Source organism: Peribacillus sp. ACCC06369 (assembly GCF_030348945.1).
In the GTDB taxonomy this organism is placed as follows: domain Bacteria; phylum Bacillota; class Bacilli; order Bacillales; family DSM-1321; genus Peribacillus.
Map to the genome: position 1 here is coordinate 4,547,779 of NZ_JAUCEN010000002.1, position 19,566 is coordinate 4,567,344.

The following is a 19,566-nucleotide window of genomic DNA, read 5'->3' on the forward strand; positions in this document are numbered from 1 at the left end:
TAAAGTATCATTGATTTTGCAAGCAAAGACTAAATATTCATTCTTTTCATACTATTCACCATTAAAGATGTTACTAATAAAATTCTCCGGTGTATTAATCCTTAACATGAATAGGTGATGAGACATTTTCCCATAAAATAAAAAGGAGTGACTAGAGTGAAATCACAAATCATTCAATCTTTTGGTGAACCATCCGTATTTCAATATAAAGAGATTTCAAAACCTGAACTAAAACCTGGACATGTACTTATTCAAGTAAAGGCTACAAGTGTAAATCCTATTGATACGAAAGTCCGTGCTGGTGCAGTTCCGGCCGTTGCACCCGAGTTTCCAGCAGTATTACATGGGGATGTGGCAGGTTTGGTATCTGCTGTGGGTGAAGGAGTAACCGAGTTTAATATTGGGGATGAAGTGTTTGGATGCGCGGGTGGATTTAAAGGGACTGGCGGTGCACTTGCAGAGTTTATGCTTGCAGATGTTGATTTACTTGCTCACAAGCCGAAAAATTTGACGATGGAAGAAGCCGCAGCTTTACCGTTAGTTGCCATTACCGCTTGGGAAGCATTATTTAATCGGGCAAGGCTTACCCCAGGACAAGATATACTGATTCATGCAGCCACCGGCGGTGTAGGACACATTGCCATTCAACTAGCCAAATGGAGAGGAGCGACAGTCTATACAACTGCCTCTTCGCAAGAGAAGCTGGAGATTGGCACGCGTCTTGGTGCTGATGTAACCATTAATTATCGAGAAGAAAGCGTTCAGGATTATGTACAAAAATATACAGACGGAAAAGGATTTGACGTTGTATTTGACACAGTTGGGGGTGAAAACCTTGATCGCTCTTTTGAGGCGGCCGCGGTACATGGAACGATAATAGCCATTGCTGCACGTTCGACTCATGACCTCTCCCCAGTACATTCAAAGGGACTTTCTCTCCATGTTACCTTTATGCTGTTGAAGATTTTAAACAAGGACCTACATAAACATTATGGAGAAATCTTGAAGAAGGTTGCCAGGGTGGTTGAGGAAGGGAAGCTGCGCCCGCTTTTGGATTCAAACATTTTCACGTTTGATGAAGTCTCAAAAGCCCATGAGTACATGGAGTCAGGCAAGGCGATAGGAAAAATTGTTTTGAAAAATAGCTGGTAATATTACATGCACATTTGAAATGCCTCAGCAACTTTACGTTCATTTAAAAGTAGATGGTCATTAGAATCTTTATAAGATCCTCGATGTACCGTCTGCTTTTATTTTTATTACAGTAAAAACCATCAGGGCATAATAATAGAAATCGGCAACTTTAAGATAATTTGAAACCACTAACACTCTTTAAATAAATGTTTTTGAATTTCTTTTCGGTTACTTCCTTTTGTTCTTCATTCAAATAATCATACTTTTAACCTCAAGAAAAAGCTGCCTTTGAGACAGCTCCGATCTTCAGCTAACGGCACCCGTTAGTTGATTAAGAATTAAGTTGTTTAACTAATGAGTGAAATTATTGACACATCAGAATCAGTAATGAAAAAAACACTGAGTGACAAAATCAGAAGGAAATTAGAAGTAATTGAAAACATATCCCTACAATACTACAGACCCTGCCTGAAATAGCCAAACGTCTACCTTTTTCATTTGATTCATCAATTTCTATAATACTTTTAGTTGATATAACAATCCCAATAATACCAAGAATTAAGCCAATATAAGGTATGATTATTGATAATACTCCTAATGTTAATGAAACAATAGATTTATTATTTGTTTTTTCCACTCCACAGCCCCCTTATAAAAAGCTTTAAAACAACAAATTGCTATTGCAACCGGTCTTGGTGCTGCTGGTTATTTAGGTACAAATATTTCTTATGGTGTTGAGCTAAGAATTAATAAGACTTTTGTATCATCAAAGATTAGATACGTTTCGACAGGAGTAAAATATCAGTCTAAGTAAGGATGGTTTCATGAAACGAATTGACGTTGTTTTGCTATTTATGGTTGTAATTATCTCTGCATTACTGTTTATTCTTCTTCAAGGAAAATTATCTAACAACTATATAGTTTTAGTGATTTTTGGGTTTGGATTAGTTGTTGGTGGTTTGGTTAGGCATTTCAAAAAAGGAGCCTAATTAGCCCAATGAAGTCTATTATGTTGGTAAATCAACCTACAAACCAAATTTACCCCTTAGGTACTAATGAACTTTCAGTATCTAGGGAGTCTTGCGGGCATTTACAAAGAGGTTGATGTTTGAGAGATATCATGAAAACAAATAAAGGAGAGCACATATTAACCATGGATAATATGTGCTCTCCTTTATCTTTTATAGAACTAACGCACCCGTTAGTTTAAGTGTACTTATTCACAATAATAGCAACTACCTTTAGAAATGATATTTGTATTTATATTTTACCGATTATATTTCCAACATTATCTAAGAAGTCTATATTTATGTTAGAGAAGTTCTTTTGATTATTATTGTTCATCAATATCCAAATTCTAGTTTTATCATTGAGCATAACAATATCTGCATCTATTCCATTAACTTTTATGGTCTTCGTTTCAGTAACTATATCTTTTGGTATGACACCGTGTAAAAGAATATCTTCATTTAACTCATCAACAACACTTGAATATGAATAACCTCTATCTTCATCTTGAGAATAATATGTTTGTTTCCAACCAAATTTCCCTTTTTCAAACTGTACTAATGAAACATTATTACCAACTTCAAATGGCACAAATGTATAATTACCAATTCGGTAAAATTCTTTATCGCCAATTTCATTTTGAGCAACTTCAGTCTTAAATTCGCTATTTATGAATTTTTCAAAGGCTTCATCGACAGTTTTAGAACTTAGATTTACAGTTTCTATACTTGCAAATATTGCATATATAAAAATCATTGATATGACAAAAATTGAGATTGTTTTTGTACGTCTCCCCAAATTATCTCTTCCCCCATTATTTTTTATTTTCACTCTTAAATTTCTTGAATTAACTTATTGTTATTTTATCAGTTGTTCTTGTTAAACTAAACTGCCCCTTTAGTTCCATAAGCAAAGAGCTGCCTTAAAGAAAGCTCTGATCTTCAGCTACGCACCTGTTAGTTGATTAAGGATGGTCTTTACACCATTAGACTATCAAATAAAATTCCTGAAAAAATTAACACCATCCCAATAATGATATGGACTTTTTTTTCATTCACTTTTGAATTTTCTAAAATAGTAAAGATGATTCCAATTAGGCCAATATATACAACACTTCTTATAAAATAAGATGTATTTACAAGAAAAAGGTTAGGAAACTTTTGATAAAGACCAGATGTAACACCCATAACAAACAAAAAAAGAGGAATTCTTAATTTCCAATACATTTCTTCACCCCATTTAATCAAGGAAATTATTCCATTATTTTATCATTAATCAATTCATAAATGAGTTATTAATGAACTAAACTGCCCCGTTAGTGCCATAAGAAAAAGCTGCCTTAAAGACAGCTCCGATCTTCAGCTAACGCACCCATTTCTTGAATAAGAAAAATTGCTTATGTGTTTATTTTCCACCTAAATCATTGAGTTGTTTTTTTATTTCTTTAAGTTCGGACCGAAAAGCCTTAACTTCTTTAGAATTGTCAATCCCACTACTAATGGCATATTGAACAATAAAAAATAGAATAACTAAACCAACAAAGCCGTAAAAGATTGAAACTATAATACCCATAATTTTAGCTCCCCTAATAAAATTCATTAATTTAACGTTACCATAAATTAGTAAAATAGTTGAACTTTTAACATAGCACTTCTTCAAGTAACCTGCCCCTTTAGTTCCATAAGAAAGAGCTGCCTTCAAACAGCTCCGATCTTCAGCTAACGCACCTGTTAGTTAAATGAAGAAAGCAGCTAGCAGATTGGATTTTCCCCTCTAAAGTTTATATTTTTTAAAAGTTTTATTTGGCGGAAGACCTACCGTTTCATCAGGCACATAACATTCTCTATCATGATAAGGCATTTCTAACTCTTCCCATTCAAAATTATCTTCAACGCATTTGATGAATAAATCATATCCCTCGCCATCAGAAGGCATTAAACCTAATCTTGTTTCGTCATGCTTCAAGGCAACATCAATTGCCTCTTTTAATTCCAATAAAGCTGTTCGATTGGCAATAAGGTAAGCGTTGCTATGCCACATTTGTTGACCAAAAATATGGCACAAGGGCATAGGTTCATCCTCATCATAAAAACTATTGTTATATACATGGTTTAAATGTTCGAATACCTCTTCAGGACTATCTACATCTAAATAAACGTCCATGCCACTTTCCCAATACCTTTGTCCTCCGCCCCTAAACTGCGTAACAAAGTCATCATATAAATCATTGTTTTCCACAAACAAATATCTTAACAAGTCATCTTCTAAATCCTCGAAATAATAACAGTGAATTTGTTTTTCATCCCTTTTATAAATAAAATGATAAAGATTACTTACCATTTTTTTATTCCCCGACAATTCAAAGTTATATTTCTTTGCCTTTTTAGGCTTTAATACTCCATTGACAAAAGGTGTCTCTGGAATATAAATAGCTGTAAATAGCTTTTCATTAGCCATTTTTAATCACCTCTTAACATCTTATTATACCTTCATATCCTTAAGTAATCTGCCCCAATAGTTCGAAAAGGAGCTGCTGATCAGCTCCTGATATTGAAGTAACGCACCCGTTAGTTAAACAAGATGCTTAAGCAATTATCTTAACTTTTATTGTTGGGAGGAAATGAGTTCGGTTAAAACTTTCTCGGTGTCCTCATTTACATCCACCTTAATCCAATGTTTGTCGTAAAAAACGATTTTTTCTTGTCCATCATCTATATAGAAAGAATCTCCTTCATATTCTACACCTGAAATCTCAACTATTGGATGTTCGTGTTTGGGTTTGCATAAACACATATTACCCTTTAAAGTTCTGAAAATATTTAGAAATTTAGGTAGAAATTCTTTCTTTACTGGAACAGTGGGAGTATAATGACGATTCCTCACTTTAAGCCCTGTATTTCGTTCCTCTATCCAAATCTCATAGTAATCTTCTTTATTAAAATCTCCTTTTCCCGTGTCACTTAGATAATATTTATAATACTTATTTGTAATCTTCTCGATGTGTTTTAATGACGTCAATTCTTCACCATATAAAAGAACGACTTTTATTTCCATTGAGGAAGGGGCTTCCAATAAAATCTTCTCATACGACTTTATTTCGTTCCAAAGTGCGTTAATTTTTAACGAATTTGTTTCAGAGTCTAATTCAACGAAGGTACTCAATAAAGCCCTTTTTGTCTCAATTTCTGTATCAGTTTGACTAAGGATATTTCTTTTATCTCTATACATAATAAGATTTTCTTTAAAATTCTTTCTTGCTTCCGTTAGTGAGTGATCCCCATTTGGTCCGCCCCAAACTTCATCTGCATATGGGTCAAATTGCCCATCATCTTCCCAATGACAAAGTTCACATATCTCAAAATTCCCACGTTCCCCCAATGTTGGAAATCCACAACAAGGACATTTTTCACGTTGCACTTGAATCCCACCCTAATTGTTTAATCAAAATAATATCAAATTCTGCTTAGTTGTTTAAACATTCTTGTTCAACTAAACCGCCCCGTTAGTTCCGTAAATCGAGTAGGAGGAGGCGCCTAGCCTCCGACCTCTCACACCACCGTACATACCGTTCGGTATACGGCGGTTCAGTTTAAGTCTGACGTAGTTTTGTATATCGTTCATATAGATTTACTAACCCTTGGTGGTGCCAATAAACATTATTAAGGGTTTTGTCTAGAATAGGACTATGCGCTATGCGCCAATAACCCTTTCTGCTATTTCCCCATTCATACGCTTTTCCAAATGGGGCGCCTAATCCTTTGAGTTTCCTCACTCTCGTTCTTGGCAATTTCCATTGCTTCCATAGGCACATCCTGAGTCTTCTTCGAATCCATGAATCTAAATTCTTCAAAACGTTCGGAGTATCAATGAGGGCGAAATAACCCATCCAACCTCTAAGGTATTGCTTTAACTTATTTATTCGGAGTTTCATGGGTTTCGGTAATTTTCTCGAGGTCATTTCCCTGATTCGTTTCTTTACTCTCTTCACCGTTTGTTTAGCCAGTAGAACCTTCGGGTTCTTCTTTGACTTCGTGAAACTAAAACCGAGAAACGTTCTGTTCCAAGGGCGATCATACTTCGACTTCTCGTAGTTGACCTTTAGCTTCAGTTTATTTTCAATGAAGCTTGAGATATTTCCCATTGCACGTTTGGCGGCTTTTCGTGTCTTCACAAAGATAGTACTGTCATCCGCATACCTTACGAATCGAAGATTGCGTTTCTCTAGTTCTTTATCTAAATCGTCTAACATGATATTAGATAATAAAGGACTTAACGGACCTCCTTGCGGAGTTCCCTCCTCACTTTTATGAAAAAGTCCGCCTATCATAATGCCTGCTTGAAGGAATCTACGAATCAGTTTGAGAACTCGTTTATCTTCAATTTTCCGCTCTAACATTCCCATGAGCTTGTCATGATTCACTTTATCGAAGAACTTCTCCAAGTCCATATCCACTACCCATGTATAACCTTCGGTTATATAGGACTTTGCCTTTCGAACCGCCTGGTGCCCTTGTTTGTTAGGGCGAAAACCATAGCTATTCTCCGAAAAGGTTGAGTCATATATCCTGGTTAATATTTGGGCAATGGCTTGTTGAATGAAACGGTCTAGAACGGTTGGAATACCCAATAGCCGAACTCCGCCGTTTGGTTTCGGGATTTCGATACGACGGACGGGCTTCGGTTGATAGGTACCCTGTAAAAGGGCAGTTTTCATGTTGTACCATTCGGTTGCGAGGTGCGGTCTCAGGTTTTGAACCGGCATTCCATCTACACCATGGCTTCCCTTATTTCTTTCTACACGCTTCAATGCCTGTATTAAGTTTTCCCTCTCTAGTATCTGTTCCATTAACATCGTTGATATCCTTTCTACGTGGATAAATGGTCTATTTGTGCCTTTATCTGCTCCACCCTTTTGAAGTTCCCCGTGTATTCACCACATCTTCCTTCAAATAAGTTCCGTTAGGAATTGTTTGCTTCTTCGCAGATAACGAACGCCTAGTATTCATCCTCCTTAATCTGTTCGGTCCTTCCTTATCTTCTCGAGTAGACAAGTACTATGACCTCTGCTGACTTCTGATGATTCAGCTGTCCATCACTGGACAGGTTACCAAGTGTACTTGGCTGTCATCAGACCTCCCCGGGTAAGAGTGCAATCTTTCCCTCCATCTATCTGCTTCATTTACTCTGTACCACCTTCGGCAGTAAGGACTTTGTTTTGTTTCGCAAACTCATCCAATGATACCTAGCCTTATATGAAGTTCGTGTTCCTCAGACCGAAGGTTTGCCGCTTGCTTCCTTCAGATTGCACGTCACCGTGGACACCCTTGCATTAAGCTAACCACTACTACTGCCTTCATGGTTCGGGACTTTCACCCTATAGATTGCACCCATGCCGGGCGCACGAAAAAGGTTGCCGCAGCAACCCTTTGTTAAACTATCGCACCTGTAGTTCATTTAAAAATCTCTTTTTTTATAATTGTAATAGGATGAAAATATCGTTTAGTCCTATGAATTTGTGGTAAGTTTTAAATGTTTATCCCCCAGGATAGTGATATTTATATTCCATCTTGGATGCATTACTAAATTGTTATTTTCATCAAACTCTAAAGCAATATGAATTTCATCATCTTCATTTGTAAGTACAGCCATTCTTTTATTTTCCTTATCTATATAAGGCTTTAAACTTTCTACCATATCTATTTGCCAATCAAAAAAGTTCATCCTTCTGCCTCCAATGTTTATTAAGATTTTGAGTCTAGCTTATCACAATTTTTATTGAACTAACCTGCCCCTTTAGTTCCATAAGAAAAGGAGCTGCTGATCAGCTCCTGGTCAATGAAATAAAGCACCCGTTAGTTAGAGAATCTCTATCACTTCATATATTTGTAATAAAGATTTACTAAGGAAAAGTAAACTAAAGCAGAACCAAAAATAAAAAATAAGAACTCCTTTACCTTTTTCGCTTCCATCTTTAAATCTTCATTGTAAAAAAGTTGCATGTTTTCGTTTATAGAAATAGGAGTCGTAAAAATTGATAATATTAATGCAAGAACAGCGAAAACCCCATATATATTTAGCACTGTTCTTAAAGTAATTTCCTTTTTTGAAACCAAACTCCTCCCCCCCATTTTTCATAATGATTAAATAACTATACGAATAGACACAAGAGAAAGTTTCTTAACAACTGGAAGTTAATGAACTAAACTGCCCCGTTAGTTCCACAAGAAAAAGGTTGCCGCAGCCCCCCTTTGTTAAACTAACGCACCCTTAGTTTAATAAGAAAAGACTATGTTAAAGTTCTCGGGTGTTTTTGAATTATTGTAGTGATTGGATTTGGAATATTAATTATTCTAGGGAATATAAATGATTAATTTTCTATGATACTATTTACTATAGTTTGTTTACCAGTTGAGGAGGGAGGGAAGGAATGAATCGGAACTTCCGTAATACCATATTCTATTTACTGATCTTTTTGGTCATCATTGGAATTGTAATCATCTTTAATAATAACAATGAATCAACAGAGAAAATGACCCAAGATGAGTTCTATAATCATTTGGAGAGTGGGGACATTACATCACTAACGATGCAGCCCGAAAGCAGTGAATTTAAAATCATTTGGAAGCTTAAGGGGGATGATGAAAACAAGAACTTTGTGACGCACGTGCCATTCAGTGAATATTCACAGAGTCGAATTAATGATGCCGTAACTAAATTAGGTAAAGGCATCATCACTGTTGAACCTCCAGAAAAGACAAGTGGCTGGGTGACATTTTTCACTTCCATTATTCCATTTGTAATCATTTTCATCCTGTTTTTCTTTATTTTTCTGTTTGTAGCTGTAAGAAAAAAATGGAAGGGATGAAAATACATATACATAAAAAAAGTAAACTCGCTTTCCATATGGACTTTGCGAGTTTTTTTACATTGTTTTTGTGAGTCAACCTTTATCTAGCCTAATAAAAGAAAAGGATGGCTTATTAAAGTAACGCACCTGTTAGTTCATTAACTCCCTATTTTATCAACTGTATACATGAGCTACTCACTGTTTAGAATAAGATCTCTTGATTTAGCGTCATAAATCTTATAACTTACTTCAAACTCATGATTCTTTGTGACGGTGACCTCACAATAATAGGGAACTGCCCTTCCATAGGCATCCAGGTCAGGAATATCCTCAAAATAAAATTGCTCGTCAGTAACCGGCATTTCAAATGACGCTTCGCTGGAGCGCCCAGAAGAACTTATCTCGATGATGCAACTTCCTTTTACAACATCATACTCTTTAAATAGCATATATTTTAGGCTAGGGAGAGTTATAACTAACATTAATCCGCCTAATATTAATGCAGAAAGTGCTTTAAACGTATCGAAAAAAGTAAATTCTTTTTCAATGTACATAGAAATAAACACAAAAATACTAAAGAAAAATAACACTACACCAATTATTAGTAAACCATAATACATTTTCATCCTTCTTCCTATACTGATTGAATAATAATATTTATTATATTTATACGTATTTTCATTTGTATCGTTTCACATTCTTACCATCTGTCCTTTTTTAAACTTAATGAATACCGAAATATTAAAAGATGATGCGACCTTCCAATCACACCATCTCTTTTTAAATAACTTTATTATTTTTTAATCAACTTTTATTCGTGAACATATCCTCTTAGAAACTATTATACTATCCTGCCCCGGTAGTTCCATAAGAAAAGAGCTGCCTTAAAAAAGCTCCGATTTTCAGCTAACGCACCCGTGAGTTCATTATGAAAAACGATACCTCTTATTGAAGTATCGCACTCGTTAGTTTAAAAAAAGAACATCATTAATCAATTAAATGGTTCTTTTTAATTTTCTTTTCTTATTTAAATCTGTAATTAATATTAAAACTAAGATTATCAGGCTTATTCCAAGTATAATTGCACCTACCATACTTACTCCCATTCCTGCAAATCCCCCAATTAACATCAAACCAATAAGATGCGTTATGATACCTAAATTCACAAGAACCAATGGAGAAATATATATCTTTCTCTTGTTCTTGATTACCCAAAACAAACCCCAAATACTTAGTAATGAAATAGCAATAGGAAAATAGATAAATAGAACTGAAGTAAACAGGGCTAACCCTCCCAACATTTGTGAGTTTTACCTTATTATATGTCTACTTCACACTCACCTTACTTATTTTTACATAAAATTACATTTCTTTATTTGAACTAATCTGCCCCGTTAGTTCCGTAAGAAAAACGATTCTTATTAAAGAATCGCTCCCTTTTATTGAATAAGAATATTCTTCAAATCGAGACGGATTGGCATATAACGTTTTCGCATTCAGGCTCGCAGGGTTGTCGCCTGAATCTGGCTTCCCTGTTCCTTCTCCTGGCGACCAAGGGGCTCGGAGAGTCCCGCAGCGTGAATGCTGTGTTATATGGCGTGCCCTACTTCTTCGAGATACTTTCACACTGCTTTTCTGTTTCAATTTTTACTTCAGTAATGTATATTTCAGTAAAGGCTTTTTATAAAACGTCACTTACTTATTTGTTACCGAGTTGTTCCGCCAAACCGATTAGAAGTCCTTCGGTTCCACGAATGTAGCAGAGCCGATACGAGTCCTCGTACTGAACCACTTCGCCAACGAGCTGAGCACCATACTTAGTGAGTCTGGATACCATTTCGTCAATGTCTTCAACGGTGAACATGACGCGTAGATAACCGAGGGCATTTACAGGAGCAGTCCGGTGATCTGATATAGTAGGTGGGGTGAGAAATCGCGAAAGTTCAAGTCGGCTGTGGCCATCTGGGGTAACCATCATAGCAATCTCTACGCACTGAGAACCCAATCCGGTTACGCGACCAGCCCATTCACCTTCGACAGTGGCTCGCCCTTCGAGGTTCAAGCCAATCTCCTCGAAGAAAGAGATTGCGTCATCAAGGGATTCTACAACGATGCCGACATTGTCCATTCTTAGTAATTTGTTTTTTTCCATAGTTTTATCTCCTTATGTGTAAAAATTTATTATCTGATCATCTTCATAATTATTCTATTAAAAAGTTACAAATTCCTTCCCAACAAAAAACACCTTGTCACAGTTCATGATAACAAAGAAAAGTCACAGTATAGGAAAATGTGAAATTGGGTTTTCGGGTATTTGTTAAGAACAACACTTCGTAAACCCTCTACTATTGGAATATTCGTGAACCTTATTTCGTGAATGCCATCATCTATAAAAAATCAATGTTACCTTGATAATTAAAATTATGAAAAGGGCAAAAACCATAATAATATCTAGTGTTCCTTCGTCTGCGTTTTTATTAAAAAATCCATTAATTGTAGTGAGAAATAGAAGAATTATATAAATATTGGTTTCATTTTTTTGAAGAAATTTAATTGGGACTACAGCCTTTAGAGTTGAAATTAGTAGTAAACTATCAGCAACTATTTTATCTGAAAAAGGAGAAAATTGTAAGAGGCTCAATGTGTTTTTTAAGAAAGTACAGCACAGTTCGACTACACTACGCATATTGAACTTACCTGCCCCGTTAGTCCAACAACGAAAGTTATGAATAGCTTTCAGGATAGTACAATTTTTTTTACTTGTTCTTTCGTGGATAAATTAGAGTCATTTGTACCAACTAAAAAAGAATGTCCGTGTATAATCACTTCTGTTAGAGTATCGCCTGGACCTAATTCGAATAGAGGGCACTGTGCCGGAATTTTACCCTTTAATGTTTCTCTATCAATTTTCTTAAATCTTATTTCCTTTGACGAATTAGTAATAAAAAAGTCTTCCAAGGTTAATTTCCACCCAACATCGTCTAGTATATGTTTTAGTTCATCTATCGAATGAACCTCGTCAATTTGGTATCTATACACTTTATCATCGTTATCTAAATCATCCATTTCCCTCACAAAGTTATGGATAACCTTAAGTGGAAAACGATTTAGTTTTTCCAAATTCAATTAAAGTTGTTTCATATTCACCGTCAACACTATACATATACTCCGGTTCTGTTATACAATCACAAACCCAAAAATCTATGCGGTTATTTTCAAACACCGTTCGGTCATCTATATCAACCATATTACTTTCTCCCCTCTAGTGATGTTACTCAACTTCTTATTTTACTTTTCATTATTCCTTTTTAAAATAGCTCCCCCGCCATTAGTATCAACTTGGTATATATATTTAGAAGAGATATGTTTTCTTATATTCTCCATACCTTCAGCAGGATCTGAAAAAAAGTTTCATCAATCAAGCCTAATTCTTCAGTTTCATATTTATCACCGATAGGCAATTTTAGATTACAGCCTAGATAATTTACATAAGTAATTTTGATTTCTCCTCCTTGTCTAACTACACTATACTAAAGAATAGTTCTTCAACTAACCTGCCCCTATAGTTGCATAAAGAAAAAGCTGCCTTAAAGACAGCTCCGATCTTCAGCCTGTTAGTTCTATAAGAAAAGCGAACCTTATTCAAGAATCGCGCTCAATTACTGAAGAACGAATATAAAACCTTGGTACCAAATGGCCTTGTCATTTATTTATGATACGGTTCACCGCACCTATTCAAGCAGTGATTTTTTAAAAACTGTCAGCCTTTTAATTTTACACTTCTACTTTAAATCGACGCTGCTGAGGAAGCAGCTGCTTGATCAGCCTTCACACAATCAATTGCAACAACGAGTGCAATAATAATGGTTTCCATCTCTTCATCTATTATTTGAACCTTGTAGCTATCGCCCCAAGTGAACCACTCCTTGCCCACTTCACCTACGATTTTACCATGCTGTAAAACTTGAAAATCCATATCCCACCAATTACCATGTACTTCAATGCCTGCCGCATCAATTGTATATCGTGCTTTAAATAAGGAAAATTCCTTCTTTATTGTTAATACCTCTCGACCATTCACCTCAACCAAAAACTTTGGTAAAAAGCTGAACACCTTTTTCGTAATGAGTGCTACTTCATCTCTTGCTGTATTCATAATGGAGAAAGTTTTTGGAACTTGCATAAAACTTCCCTCCACGTAATATATATCCTTCTCCTGCTGATCCTTTACTGTAAATTTCCCGCTAAGACTGAATACCTTCTGCTTTATATAAAGCTGCCTCATACTTATGCCTCCTAACCTTAAGTCTTTTACATTACTTACGTTTGAAATGGGCATCGGTTCCAATCTTATGCATTAAATTCCAAATAATAGCTCCACTCAAAAGCGCCTTCTTTTCGGTTCACCACTATTTATCCTTACTAATTTACCTTTTGTAAAGTCAGCAATTCTTCCTTCGCAATCTGGCCCAATTGTTGAACAACTCCTTATGTACTCTTGAACTAACCTGACCCGATAGTTCCATAAGGAAAAAGCTGCCTTAAAGACAGCTTCGATCTTAAGCTAACGCACCCGTCAGTTCTATAAGAAAAGCGATTCTTTTTAAAGAATCGCACTTTAACAGAAGACTAGATTTCAAGATAACCTTAACAGGCATTACTATCGATTTTCAGTTACTGCCCCCTTATATGTCCTAGTCAGGGTTCTTACCATAGACCGCAAAGCACCATGATGTCAATGATTCTCCTAATTCGAATGCTCTTTTTTTATGATTTAAATGTAATGGATTATAGTATTTCTATATAACCTTCTGTTCCATTTACTCGAATACGTTGCCCATCTTTTATCAGCTTGGTGGCATTTTCAACACCGACAACGGCAGGTAAGCCATATTCACGTGCGATTACTGCTCCATGGGTCATCAGTCCGCCAACTTCGGTGACTAGGCCTTTTATGGATACAAACAATGGTGTCCAGCTAGGGTCGGTAAAGGAGGTGACTAATATATCTCCATCTTCTAGATCAGCATCTTCCATATTTAAGATGACACGTGCTCGTCCCTCTATAACTCCGGAAGAAACAGGTAGACCTACAATAGCTTCGGCTGGGAGATTTTCTCGCTTGTACTCACCTACAATGATTTCACCATCAGACGTGATAACACGTGGTGGAGTTAGTTTTTCATACAATTTGTACTCGTCTTTTCGTTTGCTGATGATCTGGTAATCTAGTTTATTTGTGCGTACGACTTCGTGAAGTTCTTCAAAAGTGAGATAGTATATATCTTCTTTTTCATGAATAACGTTGGCTTGTACGAGTTGTTCGGCTTCTTTCAGTAGAGCCTGCTTATAAACGAAGTAGCGATTAACCATGCCGTATTTTGGATATTCCCGATAACCGATGAAATTCCGGATTAGGTCGATCATTCGTTTTGTTTCTTTGGCTTTTTGTTCACCATCCGGTAATTGCTTCAATCGATCTAATAACTCTTGTTCTTTTATCAAAGCTTCCTGTCGCCCTTGCTCAAATTTCCGATTGCTAGCATTAGGCTCAAAGTTTTTGATATTACTAAGAATCACGGGGACAAGTGTAGTTGGTTTTTCGCTCCAACGAGTTTTCGTAATATCGATTTCTCCGGTACATCGCATTCCGTATTTGCTGAGATAATCATAGATAGCGTCTTGGGTTTCCTGTCCACCATCAAACTTAACCAGTTCATCCAAAAAGTTATCATCTTTTACATGTTGTAAATAATCAATTACTTCTGGATAAGGACGAATCACATCTGCGACCTCCAATAGCGCAAGACCCATTTCCGAAGTAATATTGTTTGGTACAGATTGAGAAAGGGTGTCGGCTGCGTTTTTTTCACCTAACCACTCGTTCATATTTTCATTGATCCATGATGAAGCATCTATAGCAGCCATAAACACAGCTGAACTTTGTGGGTCAAATAAAATCTTCTTTAATATCTGGATATCTTCCAAAATAAAATCAAATAAATCCGATCCTAATTTCGTTTGGATGTTTTGTTTTAACTCTTCTATCGATGTTTGACTACTCTTAATCAAATCAGAAACGATTGTCACGTCGTTTTCGATTTGTGCCCTAGAATCCGCAGACGACACACTTTTATTGCTTTTACCGGAACTCTGTTCTTGCTTATCATTTGGTAAAGATTTTATGAAATCTCCTCGCTCTATTATGGTCATAAGTGCGTCTTTCATGAGCAGATCGTGTTGTCCCATGGCATCTAATAACATTTTTCTGCTGTCAGGTGAAGCCAGCATATGTGTGACATCAACAAACAACCTTCCACCAGCTTTACGCATGGGTGCATTAGTCGTTAACAGGAAAAAAGACAATCCCAGTGGTTTCATGGAATCGGTCATCATTTGTTGATGACCGACAGATACATAAACGTGATTTTCTTGATCATTCGCTTCAGGGATCGGGTATAAAGTAGTGATTGGCCGACTCTGGACAATATAAAATGTATCATCAACCAAACACCATTCGATATCTTGTGGGTAACCAAAATAAGCTTCGATCTGTCTTCCTATGCGTGCTAGTTGTAAAATTTGTTGTTCAGTAAGTGTTTGAGTCTTTTGCTGATCAGGGTCGATCTGTTGTGTCTCTGTCCCGCCTTCTTTTAGTCCATAGATCGCCAATTTTTTGGTCGCTATCATCTTATCGACGATTTCATCTTCCTGTACTTTATAACAATCGGCAGATACCAAGCCGGAGACAAGGGCTTCTCCTAGTCCAAAGCTAGCATCGATCGATAGTAGCTTTCGATTGGAAGTAATCGGATCAGCAGTAAATAAAATTCCTGAAGCCTGTGGGAAAATCATCCGTTGAATGATAACTGATAGGTAAACTTGGCTGTGATCAAATCCGTTTTGGATTCGGTAAATTACTGCGCGATCAGTAAATAGGGAAGCCCAACATTTACTGATATGCTGTAAGATTGCTTCTTTTCCGATGATATTTAAATAGGTATCTTGTTGACCGGCAAAAGAGGCGTGTGGTAAATCTTCAGCAGTCGCACTAGAACGCACTGCATAAGCATGTTCATCGCCAAACTGGGAGAGATAGTGAGCAACAGCTTTCACAACATCGGAAGGAATTTCCATTTCCATAATGATTTGTCGAATCTTCCTGCTGATTTCACCAATTTGACCTCGATCCTCTACTTTTAGCAGTGTTAGTTGATCCAACAATGCGTAGAAGGCTTCGTTTTGTTCGAGGGCTTTTTGATAAGCCTCTGTCGTAACACAAAATCCTTCTGGCACTTGTATTCCATGAATCTTCGATAGTTCCCCTAAATTCGACCCTTTTCCTCCGGCGAGCAAAAGTTGCGTTTTATCGATTCCCCGTAACTCTAGTACATATGGTTTCATTTCTTTCCCTCCCATTTATCGCTCAATACCAAGACGAATCATATGACAAAAATTGTTCATCTGATCAACCAATTACCCCTGTCCACTCGTTCTTGCTCCTGGAGAAATTCCATATTCATATCAAACACTCCTTTTAAAAAATAAAAATAGGGGTTGACTGAAAAGGATTTTATGTTGTATAATTATAGTAGGGATAATTTAAACAAAAATAGATATTAGGTGTATCTATATAAATTTACCACAGTTTCTCATTTTTATCAATGTATTTACACGGCCATAATTGTTGCAAATTCAAAAGATTTACAAGACAAATGACTCACACTATAAATGATATCCAATCATTTAGTATATTAAAAAGCCCCATTTCTTAGTATTAATATTAAGAAATGGGGCTTTTTTCGTTACCCCATTAAGCGCCCGATTACTGAGGATTTCAAAGAGTGATTTTGAATGTTGAAAAGCAACTGTTAGCTTAAGTACTATCCTTCCAAAATATCTATCCTTGGAATTCAATTTAATTTACCTTTTAAATCCACCTTCTGCATGAATAATCTGACCTGTAATCCAATCTGCTTCATCGCTCACTAAAAATTTAATAGTTTTTGCAACATCTCTCGGTTTTCCTATTCTACCGAAAGGAAACATCGGTTTTAATTTACTTTTTATTTCCTCTGTCATCCACCCAGTATCAGTTGGACCTGGATTTATTGCATTAACCGTTATTCCTAAAGGGGCCAGTTCAGCTGACAATGTAATAGTTAGAGCATCAACTGCTCCTTTTGTTGTTGCATACGCTAATTCGCCAGGCATTGGTCCTTGAGACTGACCTGAAGTAATGTTGACTATTCTTCCACCTGATTTCTTATCGAACCTTTGAGCGAATTTACTACTTAATAGTGTCGTTGCACGAACATTCACCATGTAATGTTTATCTAATTCTTCGGCAGTTAAATTAGAAAAATCGTTGTTAGTAGAGTATGCTGCGTTATTAATCAAGATATCAGGATAACCAAGTTGTTCAGAAACTTTATTCAAAAGTTGTTCAGGTGCATCATATTGAGTTAAATCCAACTCCATACATGATACCTTAACACCTTTTTTTATTAATTCTTCCTTTAATTTCAATGGCTCATCTAATTCAATGCTCCAAGGCATTTTTTTATCATATTCCGTCCAATAAGTAAAAAATATATGATAGCCCGTTTCAGCTAACTCCTTACAAATAGCAGCTCCAATCCCTTTCAGACGGCTTACACCTGTAATAATTGCAATTTTCCCTTTTAATTGGTCCATTATATTATCCCTCCATTTTTTAAGTCTGAAATGCTATTTACATAGAAGGAAGGTACACTCTCCATTCTTTCCAAGCTTTAAGATAGCCACTTAAGTCATGCGGGTGAACTCTAATACAAATTCCTATACGTGTGTATAATTGAAAAAGAACTTCATCCAAAAGCCTTTCTTTATTAAAGGGGACATCTTGAGTCAATAATGAGAAAGATGACAATAGTGTCCGCAAATTTAAATTGTCTGGAGAAGAGCAAAATGCATAAGTAAAATCATAAATCTTTGGACCGAATAAAGGTGAAGGATCTATAACCCCATTTAATTTATTGCCCTTATATACAAAATTGTGAACACCAACATCTCCATGTAGGTAATACTTCTCTTCTTGATGTTCGTATGTTTTCAATTTATTAACCAATAACTCTACTTTTTTATGATCCTCTCTTGTTAATAAATCGCCTATATCCTCTTTGGCGAATTCCAAACTACTTAGATTGAAGTCCGCCCATGAATTTCTATGTATTCCATTTACTCTTCCCCAGTTATCTTTGTTTACCTTTTTGTATTTATTTAATAGTTCCTTAATCAAAATAGTCATCCATTCTAATTTAGATCCACGATTAAAATGAGTTTCTCCAGAAATATAAGAGTATATTATAAATCCTTTTTTCTCGTCTGTATAAAGTACATTAGGCAACAAATTTACATCTTTATAAGTAAGGAGAAAATCCGCTGTTGCAGTAATAAGTTTTGGTGTGTCTATTTTTATTACATATTTCGGTATTTCATTATTATTCAGTGTATATAAAATTCCATTGGTAGTACCACTTTTTAATTTTTTTAAGTCTATATCATCATTTTTTAATATGCCTTGGTTTACAAGACAATTAATAATTTCATTTATTTTCTCCATTTACCTAGTCCTCTCGATTAATTTTGACAAGTCTTTATAATATGTAAGTTCGCTCTGCTTAATGAACTAACCTGCCTCTTTTGTTGCATAAAAAAAGGAACTGTTGATCAGCTCCTGGTAATGAACTAAACTCGTTAGTTAAAGAAGAAAAATTCATTTTTCAAATCTAACTAACGTTTTTTCGGGAATTTCAATCTGGTCAATATCAAAGTTATTGATTCGGAGGGTTATCTCACCATCTCGCTTTTCAGCTTCTTCTCCTACCCAACAACTATACAGTTCAAAGAAATCACCTTTTTCAAGGTAACTGTCCATAATTTTACACAATTCTATTAACTTCTTTTTCGATTCGGCACACGTTTTTGGGTTCATATTTTCTGAAATTTCAATTCCCCAATGACTTGATACCTCATAAACGCAAGGAGTAGTAAACTGATATTTCTTTACATTTATCAAGTCAAAATCACCGGCAAAACAACCGCCAATATAAAAAAATTCATCTGAATATTCATCATCATTAATCGGTATTTCTATACTACACCCAATATAGGAAGCCAAACTCATTTCCACTCACTCCTTGTTAATCCTTATAGTACTAACGCACCCGTTAGTTTAAGTGCAATTCTTCACAATCCTGTTGTTGGAAAAAGCAATCTCCATCTTGAAGGATCGCAAGATATTTAATAATAATAATCATCAATAACCTTTTGTGCACAAGGTTGCAAAATAGCCGTTTGAGGACGGAACAGGCAGCCGTAGCCTACCGCTATGGCTTTTTTATTTTCTTTCAAGTTTTTATTGGTTGTACTTTCTGACTTTCTCATCACCCATTACAAACAAAGTACGTGCATAATAATTCCTGTTCGGCTTGCTCGTACTGCACTCAAACGTAGTCTCCTCTATCCTAGTCGTAGTTTTTTATATACTCGATGAAGCTTTCCTTGGATGTTTAGCTACATAATCCGGCTCCTGA

At 35.9% G+C, this 19,566-nt stretch carries 23 protein-coding genes; 3 read left to right on the forward strand and 20 right to left on the reverse strand.

What is annotated here, in order from left to right:
- Positions 1-156: 156 nt before the first annotated feature.
- Positions 157-1,152 carry a zinc-dependent alcohol dehydrogenase family protein gene (locus QUF78_RS23055; protein WP_289326524.1) on the forward strand — a complete coding sequence of 332 codons (996 nt, stop codon included), beginning with the start codon at positions 157-159 and terminating at the stop codon, positions 1,150-1,152.
- 394 nt (positions 1,153-1,546) lie between these two features.
- Here QUF78_RS23055 and QUF78_RS23060 read toward each other — a convergent pair whose 3' ends face one another.
- Positions 1,547-1,771: a DUF4190 domain-containing protein gene (locus QUF78_RS23060; RefSeq protein ID WP_289326525.1), complete on the reverse strand. Its 225-nt coding sequence runs from the start codon at positions 1,769-1,771 to the stop codon at positions 1,547-1,549.
- A 187-nt stretch (positions 1,772-1,958) separates the two neighbouring features.
- On the opposite strand from QUF78_RS23060, the gene QUF78_RS23065 reads away from it, so the two are divergent.
- Positions 1,959-2,123 (forward strand): hypothetical protein, encoded by a 165-nt coding sequence (locus QUF78_RS23065; RefSeq protein ID WP_289326526.1) that lies wholly within the window; start codon positions 1,959-1,961, stop codon positions 2,121-2,123.
- 271 nt (positions 2,124-2,394) lie between these two features.
- Here QUF78_RS23065 and QUF78_RS23070 read toward each other — a convergent pair whose 3' ends face one another.
- The 8 genes from QUF78_RS23070 to QUF78_RS23105 form a co-directional block, all read right to left on the reverse strand.
- Positions 2,395-2,973 (reverse strand): hypothetical protein, encoded by a 579-nt coding sequence (locus QUF78_RS23070; protein WP_289326527.1) that lies wholly within the window; start codon positions 2,971-2,973, stop codon positions 2,395-2,397.
- A gap of 146 nt (positions 2,974-3,119) precedes the next feature.
- Positions 3,120-3,368: a hypothetical protein gene (locus tag QUF78_RS23075; RefSeq protein ID WP_214751089.1), complete on the reverse strand. Its 249-nt coding sequence runs from the start codon at positions 3,366-3,368 to the stop codon at positions 3,120-3,122.
- Between the two features lie 178 nt (positions 3,369-3,546).
- On the reverse strand, positions 3,547-3,843 hold the full coding sequence (locus QUF78_RS23080; RefSeq protein ID WP_289326528.1) for a hypothetical protein: 297 nt from the start codon (positions 3,841-3,843) through the stop codon (positions 3,547-3,549).
- Between the two features lie 72 nt (positions 3,844-3,915).
- Positions 3,916-4,599: a hypothetical protein gene (locus tag QUF78_RS23085; protein WP_289326529.1), complete on the reverse strand. Its 684-nt coding sequence runs from the start codon at positions 4,597-4,599 to the stop codon at positions 3,916-3,918.
- Positions 4,600-4,746: 147 nt separating this feature from the next.
- Positions 4,747-5,559 carry a CPCC family cysteine-rich protein gene (locus QUF78_RS23090; protein ID WP_289326530.1) on the reverse strand — a complete coding sequence of 271 codons (813 nt, stop codon included), beginning with the start codon at positions 5,557-5,559 and terminating at the stop codon, positions 4,747-4,749.
- A 172-nt stretch (positions 5,560-5,731) separates the two neighbouring features.
- On the reverse strand, positions 5,732-6,994 hold the full coding sequence (gene ltrA / locus QUF78_RS23095; protein ID WP_289323195.1) for a group II intron reverse transcriptase/maturase: 1,263 nt from the start codon (positions 6,992-6,994) through the stop codon (positions 5,732-5,734).
- A 653-nt stretch (positions 6,995-7,647) separates the two neighbouring features.
- Positions 7,648-7,863, reverse strand: coding sequence for a hypothetical protein (locus QUF78_RS23100; RefSeq protein WP_289326531.1), 216 nt, complete (start codon positions 7,861-7,863; stop codon positions 7,648-7,650).
- Between the two features lie 149 nt (positions 7,864-8,012).
- Positions 8,013-8,255: a hypothetical protein gene (locus tag QUF78_RS23105; RefSeq protein WP_056521278.1), complete on the reverse strand. Its 243-nt coding sequence runs from the start codon at positions 8,253-8,255 to the stop codon at positions 8,013-8,015.
- 314 nt (positions 8,256-8,569) lie between these two features.
- On the opposite strand from QUF78_RS23105, the gene QUF78_RS23110 reads away from it, so the two are divergent.
- A complete protein-coding gene (locus QUF78_RS23110; RefSeq protein ID WP_289326532.1) occupies positions 8,570-9,007 on the forward strand; it encodes an ATP-dependent metallopeptidase FtsH/Yme1/Tma family protein in 438 nt (145 codons plus the stop codon).
- 173 nt (positions 9,008-9,180) lie between these two features.
- Here the strand turns inward: QUF78_RS23110 and QUF78_RS23115 are convergent, their stop codons facing one another.
- The 11 genes from QUF78_RS23115 to QUF78_RS23165 all read right to left on the reverse strand — a co-directional run bounded on the left by QUF78_RS23115 (position 9,181) and on the right by QUF78_RS23165 (position 19,417).
- Entirely contained in the window at positions 9,181-9,609 is a 429-nt protein-coding gene (locus tag QUF78_RS23115) for a hypothetical protein (RefSeq protein WP_289326533.1), read from the reverse strand.
- A 375-nt stretch (positions 9,610-9,984) separates the two neighbouring features.
- Positions 9,985-10,155, reverse strand: a complete 171-nt coding sequence (locus tag QUF78_RS23120) for a hypothetical protein (protein ID WP_289326534.1) — start codon at positions 10,153-10,155, stop codon at positions 9,985-9,987.
- A gap of 533 nt (positions 10,156-10,688) precedes the next feature.
- Complete coding sequence (locus QUF78_RS23125) at positions 10,689-11,141, reverse strand: VOC family protein (RefSeq protein ID WP_053474663.1); 453 nt, start codon at positions 11,139-11,141, stop codon at positions 10,689-10,691.
- Positions 11,142-11,725: 584 nt separating this feature from the next.
- Complete coding sequence (locus QUF78_RS23130; protein ID WP_289326535.1) at positions 11,726-12,109, reverse strand: hypothetical protein; 384 nt, start codon at positions 12,107-12,109, stop codon at positions 11,726-11,728.
- A complete protein-coding gene (locus QUF78_RS23135; protein ID WP_289326536.1) occupies positions 12,081-12,236 on the reverse strand; it encodes a hypothetical protein in 156 nt (51 codons plus the stop codon). Before QUF78_RS23135 ends, QUF78_RS23130 begins: the two co-directional genes overlap by 29 nt.
- 540 nt (positions 12,237-12,776) lie before the next feature.
- On the reverse strand, positions 12,777-13,274 hold the full coding sequence (locus tag QUF78_RS23140; protein ID WP_289326537.1) for an LURP-one-related/scramblase family protein: 498 nt from the start codon (positions 13,272-13,274) through the stop codon (positions 12,777-12,779).
- Between the two features lie 503 nt (positions 13,275-13,777).
- Positions 13,778-16,393, reverse strand: coding sequence for a phosphoenolpyruvate synthase (ppsA, locus tag QUF78_RS23145; RefSeq protein ID WP_289326538.1), 2,616 nt, complete (start codon positions 16,391-16,393; stop codon positions 13,778-13,780).
- A gap of 519 nt (positions 16,394-16,912) precedes the next feature.
- The gene (locus QUF78_RS23150; RefSeq protein ID WP_289326539.1) at positions 16,913-17,686 is read right to left on the reverse strand and encodes an SDR family oxidoreductase; all 774 of its coding nucleotides are present in this window, start codon (positions 17,684-17,686) and stop codon (positions 16,913-16,915) included.
- Positions 17,687-17,723: 37 nt separating this feature from the next.
- The gene (locus QUF78_RS23155) at positions 17,724-18,593 is read right to left on the reverse strand and encodes a hypothetical protein (protein WP_289326540.1); all 870 of its coding nucleotides are present in this window, start codon (positions 18,591-18,593) and stop codon (positions 17,724-17,726) included.
- Positions 18,594-18,746: 153 nt separating this feature from the next.
- Complete coding sequence (locus QUF78_RS23160; RefSeq protein WP_289326541.1) at positions 18,747-19,157, reverse strand: hypothetical protein; 411 nt, start codon at positions 19,155-19,157, stop codon at positions 18,747-18,749.
- Between the two features lie 116 nt (positions 19,158-19,273).
- Positions 19,274-19,417: a hypothetical protein gene (locus QUF78_RS23165; RefSeq protein ID WP_289326542.1), complete on the reverse strand. Its 144-nt coding sequence runs from the start codon at positions 19,415-19,417 to the stop codon at positions 19,274-19,276.
- Positions 19,418-19,566 lie beyond the last annotated feature (149 nt).

What these genes read in the sequence shown, in the direction of transcription:
- QUF78_RS23100 (WP_289326531.1), bottom strand. Translation starts at nt 7,863, where the DNA reads ATGAACTTTTTTGATTGGCAAATAGATATGGTAGAAAGTTTAAAGCCT.
- QUF78_RS23125 (WP_053474663.1), bottom strand. Translation starts at nt 11,141, where the DNA reads ATGGAAAAAAACAAATTACTAAGAATGGACAATGTCGGCATCGTTGTA.
- QUF78_RS23140 (WP_289326537.1), bottom strand. Translation starts at nt 13,274, where the DNA reads ATGAGGCAGCTTTATATAAAGCAGAAGGTATTCAGTCTTAGCGGGAAA.
- QUF78_RS23150 (WP_289326539.1), bottom strand. Translation starts at nt 17,686, where the DNA reads ATGGACCAATTAAAAGGGAAAATTGCAATTATTACAGGTGTAAGCCGT.
- QUF78_RS23165 (WP_289326542.1), bottom strand. Translation starts at nt 19,417, where the DNA reads ATGAGAAAGTCAGAAAGTACAACCAATAAAAACTTGAAAGAAAATAAA.
- QUF78_RS23075 (WP_214751089.1), bottom strand. Translation starts at nt 3,368, where the DNA reads ATGTATTGGAAATTAAGAATTCCTCTTTTTTTGTTTGTTATGGGTGTT.
- QUF78_RS23135 (WP_289326536.1), bottom strand. Translation starts at nt 12,236, where the DNA reads ATGGTTGATATAGATGACCGAACGGTGTTTGAAAATAACCGCATAGAT.
- QUF78_RS23115 (WP_289326533.1), bottom strand. Translation starts at nt 9,609, where the DNA reads ATGTATTATGGTTTACTAATAATTGGTGTAGTGTTATTTTTCTTTAGT.
- QUF78_RS23065 (WP_289326526.1), top strand. Translation starts at nt 1,959, where the DNA reads ATGAAACGAATTGACGTTGTTTTGCTATTTATGGTTGTAATTATCTCT.
- ppsA (WP_289326538.1), bottom strand. Translation starts at nt 16,393, where the DNA reads ATGAAACCATATGTACTAGAGTTACGGGGAATCGATAAAACGCAACTT.
- QUF78_RS23160 (WP_289326541.1), bottom strand. Translation starts at nt 19,157, where the DNA reads ATGAGTTTGGCTTCCTATATTGGGTGTAGTATAGAAATACCGATTAAT.
- QUF78_RS23155 (WP_289326540.1), bottom strand. Translation starts at nt 18,593, where the DNA reads ATGGAGAAAATAAATGAAATTATTAATTGTCTTGTAAACCAAGGCATA.
- QUF78_RS23110 (WP_289326532.1), top strand. Translation starts at nt 8,570, where the DNA reads ATGAATCGGAACTTCCGTAATACCATATTCTATTTACTGATCTTTTTG.
- QUF78_RS23085 (WP_289326529.1), bottom strand. Translation starts at nt 4,599, where the DNA reads ATGGCTAATGAAAAGCTATTTACAGCTATTTATATTCCAGAGACACCT.
- ltrA (WP_289323195.1), bottom strand. Translation starts at nt 6,994, where the DNA reads ATGTTAATGGAACAGATACTAGAGAGGGAAAACTTAATACAGGCATTG.